This window comes from Rahnella sp. PAMC25559 (assembly GCF_050632365.1).
GTDB classification, from domain to species: Bacteria; Pseudomonadota; Gammaproteobacteria; order Enterobacterales; family Enterobacteriaceae; genus Rahnella; species Rahnella rivi.
In genome coordinates, this window is sequence record NZ_CP192543.1 from 3,782,956 (window position 1) to 3,795,081 (window position 12,126).

Consider the following 12,126-nt stretch of genomic DNA (forward strand, 5'->3'; position numbering starts at 1 on the left):
GCTCCACAAAATGGCCTGTCCGTTTGGGCAGGCCACTAATGACACACATCACCAGGTCCGGGCAGGGCCGGTATCGATGTGCACAAAGTTACTTCGTGGATAATATCCTACACCACCCATCCGCATTTTTAATGCTGCTTTGCGGATATTACTCAGTTCAATGCCCTGGATGTGGAAATCCATTGCCTGCCCAAGCGTATGGTAGCTGTGTTTCGCTACCCCACTTCCTGGTTCGCGCATGCTGTTGTTGGTGGCCAGCGAACGGTAACCGGAAATCAGCTGAACGGGCTTGTTCGTTCCACCGAGCATGACCTGTAAACGATAAAGATGATCGAACAGAGCAGGATCAATGGACTTCACTTTTTCCGCACGATAGTCCCTGAACAAATGATTTAACCGGGCCAATTCATCCTTGTTGTAACGCTTTCCATCAAAAAATTCAGTTTTGAGGGTTTCGCCGGTATTTAGATTGTTAACGACCAGAATACGCGGACGAGGAGTGGAAAGAGTGGCGAATGCACGACTCGGAAGTAATGCAATCCCCATAGCGGCACTGCCTAATGCCAGCCATTTACGGCGATGTTTGTCGATTTCATTCATGTACAGTTTACTATCCGGTAAGAGTGTCAAAAATAGGTGCAATGCCAGCACCGTTTCGAACCTTAACGCCCTAAATAGAACGAGTCAAGGGACCCTAAAACGCAAAACGAGCGTGCCAGGGGCTCACGCTCGTTGTATGGCCAACTACTCAGACCGTTATCAGATTAGTTTTACTGCATTTATTGCAGTAATTTCTCTGCCTGAGGCAATATTTGTGCACCAGATCTCACGGTTGAATCATAATTGTAAATATCTGTGCGGAATTGCGGCTTACCATCTTCAGCAACCCAGGCTGTCAGATAAAACAGTTTAACGGGTATGTGATGGCGAATTGACACATACGTCGTATTCCCGCCCTGCAGGGCCGAGGAGATCCGCGTGTCATTCCAGCCGGCATCCTGCAACAGCATATTCGCCAGTTCTGACGCTTTATTTACCCGCACACAGCCTGAACTTAATGCGCGAATGTCTTTGCTGAACAGGTTGTGATTCGGCGTGTCATGCAGATAGATAGCATCCGAACTTGGCATATTAAACTTATAGCGGCCCAGCGAATTACTGGCACCCGGTGCCTGACGAATGCGATACGGGAAATGGCTCGGTGACACCATGGCCCAGTCAATCATCATCGGGTCGATCACTTCCGCATCATTGCTCCAGCCCGATAGAACCTGATAACCGTGTTGCTGGAAATACGTCGGGTTGTTCCTGGCTTTCGGCACAATATCTTCGCGCACCAGCGTGGTCGGCACGTTCCATGGCGGGTTCACCACCACATTATTCAACGCACTGCTCATCAGTGGCGTTTTACGGCTCGGACGCCCGACAATCACTCTTGAAGACAACACTTCGTTGCCGTTGAGATAGTAAGTCAGCTGGTAGTTGGGGATGTTCACCATAATGCCGGTGTTAACATTGCCCGGCAGAATTCGCAGACGCTGAATGTTCAACGCCAGCAACGTCGCGCGCAGCTGCGGGGATGCGTTAAGCCACTGGCGGGTACGGGCACCAATGATGCCGTCAGCTTCCAACCCTTGCCATTTCTGGAAACGTTTGACCGCCTCCACCAGCTCTGGTGTGTACTGGTTATTGGACACCACAACAGGCGCGACCGGCGCCGGGCTTTCGGCAGACTGCACGGTAGGCAAGACATCCTGCACTGACGTTGCAGAAGGACTCACCGCAGGCGTTGCGTTCTGCGCTTTGTCAGCTGTTTCATCGACGGAAAGATCGTCATTGGCTGCGCTGCCCGGCACATTTGGCGCGATGGTTTCGTCCGTCGGCTTAGGTGCTTTGATCTCTTCCGGGGCGGCAACCATCATGCCGGTGCGGTCGAGAATTTCACGCAGGGCAGGAATGTCATCACTGATCTGTTCAGGACGCAGGCTTGATGCTCCGGTCATGGCAGGCCATGGGCGGTTATCCGCCAGCATGATTTTCAGCGCTTCGTGCATTTTCGCGTAATAAGGGTGCTGTGGAGTCAGTGTCGATAAATACTGCGCCGTTGTATCTTTGCGCACCGCCAACTGCCACTGATTGATGACGGTGAGCGGTGGTGTGGTCATTTTGTAAGGGACATTGCTGTACAGCCAGGTGTCGCCTTTCGCTTCAACGCTGCTGGTGAACTGCAAATACCCAAGCATAGCGTCAGACAATACGACGTCACGCGCCATCCCGGTGATTTGCGGATCTGTCAACCACCTTACCCATTGGGTAAATTGAGGCTGTATACCAGAAATAGCCAGTTCTGCAAGTTGTTGCTGGAAAATCTGGACGGTTTCCCTGTCCTTCCACATGGGCTGCATGTGGTTTGCCGCATACAGTGACGACAGAGAAGACAGATACAGCGGACGGATACCTCGCGGTAACAGTTCAGCCTGGAGCTGGCTCATACTCTGTACGCTGGAAAGCGTGGTAGTTCGCACTGGCATGGTCGGTACTGCCGCCCAGGCAGCAAACCATGGCGATAACCCGCTGGCCAGCAAGCAGCTGGCGACTAAAAACTTGAGAGACCTTTGATTCATCAACATCTTCCCTTGCCTCCCGGTAAATTTATCAATTTCATCCCCGAAATAATCCAGCGATACTGAGATTAAGTATATAAAGAGAATTCTTTTTTTGCGTAGAAACTCAATTAAATAGAGTCCGCGTCTGACGTGATGACTCTATGCCAGCCGTCAGCCGAAATAAAGCCTTCATTACGGCGTTTTTAATTCATTCGCCTATATTTCAGGCAAGGCAGGACGATTGTTTTTTTTGCTATTTGAAACCACTTATTTTTTATCTGAAAGCATAAGTAAAATGAATAATTAGACGTAAAAAGCCCCGGCATTCTTCGCCAGGGCTTTCAGACATTCAAGACACTTTCATATTAAAAAATGCTCAGGAAACGTCTTCTTCCGTGCTCGCCAGCGCAGGGACTTCTGGTGCAAAACCACGTAAACCCACCACGTGAACATGCTCATTGTTACCGAACATTTTACGCACCAGCTTATAGGTCGTCCCCTTTTCAGGGCTGATGTTTTCCGGTGCGGCAATAATCAACTGCATTTCCAGACGATCGCACAACTCGAAAAGTGTCGCGATAGATTTGGCATCCAGACGCGCCGCTTCATCGAGGAACAACAGGCGGCACGGTGAAATATCTTTCCCGCGCATACGGCTCGATTCGTCTTCCCAGCTCTGTACGACCATCACCAGAATCGACATACCGGTACCGATCGCTTCACCCGTTGACAGCGCGCCACTCTCTGCACGCAGCCAGCCGTCAGAGCCGCGGTTCACCTCGACTTCCATCTCGAGATAGTTACGATAGTCGAGCAGCTCTTCGCCGATCGTTTGTGGCGTGCGTTGCCCCATGTCGATTTGCGGGTTCAGACGCTGGTACAACTTCGCCAGGGCTTCGGAGAAGGTCAGACGGTTGCTGCTGAACAGATCCTGATGTTGTTCCTGTTGCTCGGAGAGCACATCCAGCAAGCCGGCATGCGCCTCGCGCACATTGACGTTCAGCCGCACGCTCTTCACCTGACCAAATGCCACGGCTTGCAGCCCCTGGTTCAGCTGACGGATACGGTTCTGCTCACGCTGAATGGTTTTGCGAATGATGTTGGCCACGCTCTTAGAGCTAATTGCCAGTTGCTGTTCGCGGGCAGTCAGTTCTTCCGTCAAACGCCCGAGTTCAATTTCCATCTGTTCGATGGCTTCAACCGGATCATCAGTACGAATGATATCCTGCCGGATACGTTCGCGCAGATGCTGATACACCGCGATGTAAAACTGGATTTTACGCTCAGGACGTTTTGGATCTTCTGAAAGACGAAGCACATCACGCAGATGTTCGTTATCAGACACCGCCAGACGCAGCGCACCCAATGATTTATCCGACATAGAACGCAGCTCATCGCCGTCCATATAGGCCAGCTCACGGCGATGTAAGCGACGCTCAACACCGTTATCTTTCACCAGACGCATGACGGCACACCAGCCCGCTTTCGAGGAGACAACCTGCTCGCGGCTCTGATGATAATCACGTTCCAGCTTACGTAATTTCTTCTGCAGGTTATCCATTTCGGCTTCGCAGAAGGTAATCTGTTTTTCAAGTTGGTTGCAGCGCGCCCGGTTAGTGCTGAGCGCCGAGTGCAGCTCATCGCGACGCGTTTTGGCGCGCGCTTCGGCATTCGGATCGGCCTGAACGCCGATATCCTGCAACTCCTGCCCCAGTTCTTTAAGCATGTCACGTTTGGCGTCGAACGAGCTTTTCAGCGAGGCCAGCACCTGGCTGTATTGCGCATATTGCGCCTGATGCTGACGCATTTGTTCACGGGCACGGGTACGTTCGGCTTCGGCATGTTCGAGGCGCTGACGCAACTGGTCGTTCAGATCAGCATTCTCATTCAACATTCCGGCAGAGTCGGTATAGCTGAAATGAGCACGGCGCTGAACGACTTCAGTCAGGGCGAACGCCTGTTGTTTCGCCAGACGCTGGGCGTGCTGAGCCTGTGCATAATCTTCTTTCAGCTGTTCGTGTTGTTCAGGGTCGCTTTGCAGAACGGAAACCAGCGGTTCCAGCTTGCTGAGAGAAATACCATGTTGCTGGATGAAACGGGCGGCATCCTGCGCCTCTTCCATTTCGTCGCGAATTTCTTCCACACGATCGATCAACGTTTCATCGCACAGCAAACCTACGCGCGGCTGAAGTTTGTTGAGCATCGCGATGGCGTCTTTTGCCTGCTCGTACTGCTGACGCTGTTGCTGATTCTGGCCTTCGTGCGCATTAAGTGCACGCTCCAGTTCACCACGGCGACCGCTCAGACTACGAATCTCAGCCTCAGGATCGGCATCAAACGCCACGGCAAGATGACTGCCGATAAAGCGGCTGAAAGCCTGATGTGCACGCTGAATTTTCTGCACATCGAATGACAGCGTGGCGTAACGCTCAGACAAACTTTCGCGTTCTTTATGCAGCGTTTCAAGACGGTTTTCACGGGCCGCACGGCCAAACAACGGCACCTGCGGGAAGTGCGAATAACGCCACTGGCGGTCACCGGTTTTCACCAGCACCGCGCCCTGCATTTCATCGACTTCAAAAACGTTATCATCGAAGGACTGCGGATCCCCTTCAATCAGATAGAGATCTTCAGGGCAATCGTCCAGGCCGTCCAGCTGATCGCGGATCAGCGATAAATCAGGCACCACAATTGCGTGGCGCGACGGGCCATACAACGCCGAGAAATAAGGTGCATCGTCGATGGTGACGTCATCGTAAATCTCTGACAGCAGTACGCCGCCAAAACGCTCTGCCAGCGCAATCATGCGGGAATCTTCCGCACCGCTTGGCTGGCTGAGACGGGTGATCTGGCCTTCGATTCGACGTTTACGTGCCGCCACTTCGTCACGTTCAACGGTGGTATCACGCTCACTTTCCAGCAACTGCTGCATGTACTCTGTGACCTGCTGGCTGTTTTCCAGCGGCTCTTTGCTCTGCTCGCTTAACTGACTCAGGGCTTCCTGAGCGGCCAGCCAGACAGGTGCGCGTGCGGTCAGTTCACGGATGCGGGCCTGCACCTGCTCAAGTTCCTGACGCATTTCCATGCGACGTTCACCGGCCTGTGATACCACAATCTGTAATTCTTCAATCTGCACGTCCAGCTCGCGCTGCATTTCGTCCAGATCTTCCGGTTGCACATCCTGCCCGGTGCGTTTGCAGAATTCCTGCAACTGACGCTCAGCGTCCTGCTGCTCGCGCAGACGCCCTTCCAGCTCGGACAAACGCATACGCAGCGGCTCAACGCGCTCAGCCTGATGCAGTTGTGAGGACCACTCGCGCAGCAGTTCACGCGCCGTCTTCCAGGCATCACTGCGGCTGACTTCTCCGGCGATTTTCACGACCAACTGGTAGGCCGTTTCGAACTGGCTGTGTGCGGCAGAGGCCACACTCATTTTTTGTTCCAGCATCAGCAGGATTTCGGTCGCTTCCTGCTCTTTGCTCTGAAACGTATCCAGCCATTGTTCACTGTTTTGCGTGCTCAGATCGGGGATCTGGCACAGCTCGCGAGCGCGCTCGATCGCCTGCAAGGCTTGCTGATACTGAATAGCACGGGTCTGCTGAACATCCAGCGCCTGCTGATAATCTGCCAGCTGGCTCTTCAGTTCATCCACTTCCAGCTCGGCGGCCTCTGCACGGGCTTCATGCTCGGCGTGCAGTTCGCTGGCTTCTGCGACGACTTCGTTCTGCTCTTCCAGACGATAAGTCAGCTCTTCGAGATCGCTTTCATAACGCTCGATTTTTTCCTGCTGACGCATCGCTGTCTGTACCAGACTCAGATGGTCACTGGCGGCCTGATAATCTGTTTCCAGATCGCTTTGCGCACCGCTTTGTTCTGCCAGCTCACGCGCCATTTCAACGTGGCGGTATTGTTCACCGGAGAGCTGTTTGCGGCTGGTTAGCAAATCATTACGCAGCACCAGCGCACCATCAAGATGGATACGGCGTTCATTGGCGTGACGCATGTAGTCGGCAGCCACGTAAGAAGTCGCTTCAGAAATCAGATGCTTAAACAGGTCACGGTCAGATTGCGTAACGCGGATGGCTTCCAGCGTCATGCGGTTTTCGCGCAGCGCCGCTTCCATATCCTGGAAAGCTTTACGCACACCGCTGTTTTCCGGTAACAGGTAGTCACGCAGGGAACGGGTGATGGCGCTGGAAATACCGCCGTACAGCGAGGCCTCAATCAGACGATAGAACTTGCTGCGGTCTGACGCTGAACGTAAACGGCGCGGGATCACGCCCAGATCAAACATCAGGGCATGATAATCAGTAATCGAGTTGAACTGCTTAAACTGCACGCCTTCCATTGCCTCGACGCGATCTTTCAGTTCCTGCAAAGACAACACGCGCGCCTGGCGTTCTCCGACCGTTTCAGTCAGCATTTCCGTCGGGTTTACCGCAACCGGCAATCCCTGAATGGTGAAGGGTTTGATATCGACTTTGCGATCGCGACCGGCAATTTGTTGCAGGCGAACGCCCACCACAATGCGCTGGTGACGTGAGTTCACCACGTCCAGCACCGAATAACACACGCCCGCACGTAGTTTTCCGTGCAGACCTTTGTCGCGTGAACCGGAAGTCGCGCCCGCTTCCGTGGTATTACGGAAATGCAGCAGCGTCAGATCGGGGATAAGCGCCGTGACGAAGGCAGCCATGGTGGTGGATTTACCCGCACCGTTGCCGCCGGAAAGCGTAGTCACCAGTGAATCGAGGTCAAAAGTACGGGCAAAAAAGCCGTTCCAGTTAACCAGCGTCAGTGAGCGAAATTTACCGCGTTCAATCATTCCTGTTCATCCTCTGCGCTCTGGTGTCCTTGCTGCCCGGTCTGGGCTTCACTGTCATCGGGCTCATCGTTTAATGACAATGCGCTGTCAACAGGCATCGCTTCGCCGTCGCGGATCATCCGCAACTGCGCTTCACGGGCATCATCTCCGCTGCGGACATCAGCACCGAAACGAAATACAGCTTCGGTGATGCGGAATTTCGTGCTGTCGACGCCCATGAAAAACACCATACCCAGACGGCGCAGACGGTTCAGTGACGTTCTGACTTTGTCCTGTAACTTCTGGCGGTCGAGATCGGAGCCGGTGGAGCGCTGGTTCACGTATTTAAGCAATTTGTTTTCATCAGCCAGGCTCAGCAACTCATCATAAAGTTCCTGCTGGGTGAAAATGCCTTCATGCGCCAGACGTTCAGGGCTGAGATACAGATAGCAAAGAATTTTCCCCACCATCATGTCCAGCTCAGACAAAACCGAGCGCGGGATAAGCGTGGTAGAACGCGGGCGTAAATAGAAGAAACCTTCCGGTGCCCGAATCAATTCCACGTGATAGCGGCTGTAAAAGAGTTCCATTTCTTCCTGATAGTCCATCAGGAAAGCGTGGTTATCCAGTTCATCAATGCCGATGTGGCGGCCGGAACGTAACTGGCTGTCGAGAGCAGGAAACACTGAGTTCGCCAGTGCCTGCGCCAGCTTAGCTGGCATTATGTGTTCAATATTTGTCGATGACATGGGCCTGCACCTTGGCTCCGTAATCATTGATTGCCTGCCATTCGGCGTGCAACCCTGAAAAATCTGCTTCAGCCACACCAAGGCGCACTGCCTGGTCGACCACAATTCGCGCGACATCAAAGTGTCGGGCTCGCGGATACTGTATGAGGTATTCGCGCATCACCATGCCCAGATTGAGCGGCGTTTTCTGTTGTTGATAAACTTGTAATGCCTGTTCAATCAATGCCGCAAGCTGTTCACGGATTTCGTTAAATTCTTCGAATTCAAGATCTGGCGGAAGTTCGCCCGTCACTTCCTCACTGCGAAGCGCCAGTTCTTCGTCGCGCATGTCCAGCAGACGATCGGCATTGGCAAAAGTCAGTGTCCACGGCTGATCAAAATAGTTCTGAACCGACTGACGCAGACGCTGAGCAAATACGCGATTTTTATCCATGTCGATCGCGGTACGGATAAATTTGTGTACGTGACGGTCATAACCGATCCACAGGTCAATGGCCTGCTGCCCCCAACTGGTAATGCGATCGAGTTTGTTTTGTAAGTCGAAAACCAGTTTGTCGACGAATCCCAAATCCATGTCGATCATGGTGGCGTCCTGAATACGCATCAGGTGCGCCTGCAGCAGGTTACCCGCCGCTTCCAGCGTATCCTGCAATTCGCGCAGTGTACCGGAGGTTTCTGACAGAAGAAGTTCACAGCTGGAAATAGCTGCGCGCCAGTCTTTGTTGAGCAGCCCGGCAATATCGTCTTTCACGCCCTGCTGCTGCTCATCCATGATGCGCTGAGTCATATCTATGCTGTCGAAGATTTCCGCAACGGAATATTTCAGCGGTGCGTAAACGTTGCGATGCCAGTGGAAATCATCACCGCCTTCGTCGGCTGCATCGGCGGCGCGCTTGAGTTCCTGCGCCACGATCGACAGCTGCATAGACAGACGCAGCGTGGAGAACTCACGCTGACGGATATAATAATCGGAGATACCGATCGCCAGAGGCGTCAGGCGATAAATAGCATTGCCGTCAGCCATTTCACTGACAAAACGGTTGAGCAAACGCTGGCGCACCATGTCATTGATGGCGTTATTGGCACGTACGTTAATCGTTTCATTCGTCTGCTCAAAACCTTTACTGACATGACGAAACGCATCAACCAGTTCACCTTCACTCATTTCCCCATCAAGGCGCTCGCTGTTTAATGTGGCAATCGCCAGAAGAAAAGCCAGTCGCTCCGTTGGCAGCGAAATTGAGAAATCATTTTTCCGTGCCCAGGCGACCAGTTCGGGTACAGTCTGGGAAAATTCACTCATAATTCGTCCTTCAGAATGGGTTTGTGCGCCATCACGTGGATGTAACGTCCCAAACTAACAAAAGGTTCCTGGCGGCAATAGCGCTGTTCCAGCGCCAGAAGCTCGTCAAAATCCTGTTTATGTTGTTGTCTGTTTCGCAAATAATCGTGGAACACTCTAACACCGGTCTTGCCACTGATCTGCATTCCAAGCGCTTCCAGCCACTGATAGACCTGCGCGGGTTCCAGCGGGTGATCAGGTAACAGGGAGCTTTTTTTGATTTTTGGTACGCCCGCGTCGACATGACCAAAATTGCCGAGGATCATGTGCCGCATGACCAGGCCATGGATATTGTAAAACATCAGCGATAGCGCGCCACCGGGTGCCAGACAATCGACCAGCGCGGCCAGCGCCGCTTGCGGCTCTGCCAGCCATTCGATGACCGCATGGAACAATATCAGATCAACCGGCTGTTCTAAATGTTCTGCGATGTGCTGAGCGGGGCATTGTACAAATTGCATGTTACCGCTCACACCTTTTTCAATCGCAGCGGCCTGAGCGCGGCGGATCATCTCACCTGACAGATCGCACAACAAGACCTGATGTCCTAAAGCGGCCAGTTCGCAGGCCATTTGTCCTTCGCCGCCGCCCGCATCTAAAATGCGCAGAGGCCGCTGCGGTAAAGATTTCAGTAATTCCTGCAGATCCTGACCCAGCACAGCCTGACGGATACGTCCCTTCGTTGTGCCGTAGATATTGCGCGAAAATTTTTCGGCCATATCGTCAAAATTACGATCCTGCATGAAGTCTTACCTGTTCGCTGTTGAGCATTTTGGTGGAAACCTATCCACGTGAATAATTTGGTGTGCAGCTATCTGGCTGCTATTTTGGCACAGGCGGGCATAGAATAAATCATCCTGACGCGGAATCACGCCCGGATGTCGTTTTTTCACCCAAAAGGAACGGTTTCAGATGTTATTTATCCTAAAAAAGACCCTTGGCGGCCTGCTGCTTCCCCTGCCCTTTATTTTGCTGATCATGGCAATCGCGCTGGTGTTGCTGTGGATGACCCGCTGGCAGAAAACCGGAAAAGTGTGTTTTTTGCTAAGTTGGCTGCTGTTGCTGCTTCTGAGCCTGCAACCCGTGGCTGACAGCCTGCTGCGACCGATTGAATCAGAATACCCGACTTATCAGGCGCAGGCGCACCCGCCGGTGAAATTTGTGGTGGTGCTGGGAGGCGGTTATACCTTCAATCCTGAGTGGGCGCCGAGCTCGAATTTGCTCAGCAACAGTCTGCCGCGGGTCACCGAAGGGATCCGTATTTATCGTGCTAATCCGGGAGCCAAATTGGTCTTTACCGGCGGCAAGGCAATGACGAACCCGGTCAGCAGTGCGTCAGTAGCAGGAAAAGTGGCAGAAAGTTTAGGCGTTCCTGAGAGCGATATCCTGTTGCTTGATAAACCGAAAGATACTCATGAAGAATCTGAGCAGGTCAAAGCACTGATCGGGCAACAACCTTTCGCTCTGGTAACGTCCGCCAATCACCTCCCGCGCGCGATGATTTTCTTCCGGCAGCAGGGGCTGACGCCAATACCTGCGCCAGCCAATCAGCTGGCGATCAATTCCCCGCTTAATCCGTGGGAAAAAGCCCTCCCGCAGGCGTTTTATTTATCTCACAGCGAACGGGTATGGTATGAATCGCTGGGACGCCTGTGGCAATGGTTTACCGGGTCGCAGTCTGCGGCGAACTGATTCAGTCCAGCCACGGCAGCAACTGCTGCCGTGCGTAATCAAACTGGCGACGATCGAGCTTGCCGGTATGAATCAGATGCGCCACCGATTCCCACACCAGATACATCCAGCGACGGGAAAGGAATGATTCGGAAACTGGCGCTTTCTGTAAATAGGTAAATAGCAGCTGCTCGCTCATGCCCTTTTCCCATAACCGGAAAAGCTCAAATTCGCGTGGTGCCCAGAGTACGGTGCCGGGATTGATCATCGCTAACAACTGATCGCTGCGCGGGTCTTTGAGCATACTTCGCAGGGAAAGATTGCCATGAACCAGGACCGGCGTGTCATCGAAGTCTTTAAACATGGCGCCCAGACACTGACGTGAACGAAACAGCATCGTGCGGTCTTCTGCGGTGAGTTCGGGTGCCTGCAAATGGGTTAACGTCGCCCATAACACCTCTATCCGCTGCGGATACCAGTTTTCCCAGCGATTTTCCTGCGTACTGTCAACGGAACCCACGCAACCGTGACTGTCAATACGATGCCACGCCAGCATCGCCTCCACCATTTGCTCCTGCAAAACGTGCCAGCGTTCAGGCGTTCGGGTGGGCGCTTCTGCCGAAACGCCACGCAGCCGTTCAATCAGCAGGATCTCCTGGTAGGGTTTTTGATGGGTGGTGACCATGCCATAAACCGTCGGCACACGGACTACCCCTTCTCTCGCCAGCATGGAAAGTTTATAGGCCTCTTGCCCGGCGATCCCCTGACAGGTAAAACTTTTCGCCATCAAAGGCATCGCATAGCCCTGCTCATCATAGAGTGAAAACAGATGGGCGTAGGGCTGCTCACTGACGCATTCCAGGCGGGATAAACGCTCACCCAGCACAATACTTAATTCGGCTTTTAGCTGTTCCATAACGTGTTCGCAGTGACGAAAAGAGTAAGGGTTATGAT

8 protein-coding genes are annotated in these 12,126 nt (G+C 53.0%); 1 reads left to right on the forward strand and 7 read right to left on the reverse strand.

What is annotated here, in order from left to right; all coding sequences use genetic code 11:
* Positions 1-48: 48 nt before the first annotated feature.
* From ACQZQY_RS18615 to cmoM, 6 genes are all read right to left on the reverse strand, one after another.
* Entirely contained in the window at positions 49-600 is a 552-nt protein-coding gene (locus ACQZQY_RS18615) for a YcbK family protein (RefSeq protein WP_056769288.1), read from the reverse strand.
* Between the two features lie 179 nt (positions 601-779).
* Positions 780-2,630, reverse strand: coding sequence for a L,D-transpeptidase (gene ldtD, locus ACQZQY_RS18620; RefSeq protein ID WP_431296179.1), 1,851 nt, complete (start codon positions 2,628-2,630; stop codon positions 780-782).
* A 352-nt stretch (positions 2,631-2,982) separates the two neighbouring features.
* Positions 2,983-7,431 (reverse strand): chromosome partition protein MukB, encoded by a 4,449-nt coding sequence (gene mukB, locus ACQZQY_RS18625; RefSeq protein ID WP_122094788.1) that lies wholly within the window; start codon positions 7,429-7,431, stop codon positions 2,983-2,985.
* Positions 7,428-8,159: a chromosome partition protein MukE gene (gene mukE, locus ACQZQY_RS18630; protein WP_056769283.1), complete on the reverse strand. Its 732-nt coding sequence runs from the start codon at positions 8,157-8,159 to the stop codon at positions 7,428-7,430. Before mukE ends, mukB begins: the two co-directional genes overlap by 4 nt.
* On the reverse strand, positions 8,140-9,462 hold the full coding sequence (gene mukF, locus ACQZQY_RS18635) for a chromosome partition protein MukF (protein WP_056769281.1): 1,323 nt from the start codon (positions 9,460-9,462) through the stop codon (positions 8,140-8,142). The genes mukE and mukF overlap by 20 nt, the downstream gene beginning before the upstream one ends.
* Entirely contained in the window at positions 9,459-10,244 is a 786-nt protein-coding gene (gene cmoM, locus ACQZQY_RS18640) for a tRNA uridine 5-oxyacetic acid(34) methyltransferase CmoM (protein WP_431296180.1), read from the reverse strand. The genes mukF and cmoM overlap by 4 nt, the downstream gene beginning before the upstream one ends.
* A 169-nt stretch (positions 10,245-10,413) precedes the next feature.
* Here cmoM and elyC point away from each other — a divergent pair, with 169 nt between their 5' ends.
* Positions 10,414-11,193, forward strand: coding sequence for an envelope biogenesis factor ElyC (elyC, locus tag ACQZQY_RS18645; RefSeq protein WP_183847610.1), 780 nt, complete (start codon positions 10,414-10,416; stop codon positions 11,191-11,193).
* A 1-nt stretch (position 11,194) separates the two neighbouring features.
* Here the strand turns inward: elyC and ACQZQY_RS18650 are convergent, their stop codons facing one another.
* Positions 11,195-12,088, reverse strand: coding sequence for a YcbJ family phosphotransferase (locus ACQZQY_RS18650; RefSeq protein ID WP_056769276.1), 894 nt, complete (start codon positions 12,086-12,088; stop codon positions 11,195-11,197).
* Between the last annotated feature and the right edge of the window lie 38 nt (positions 12,089-12,126).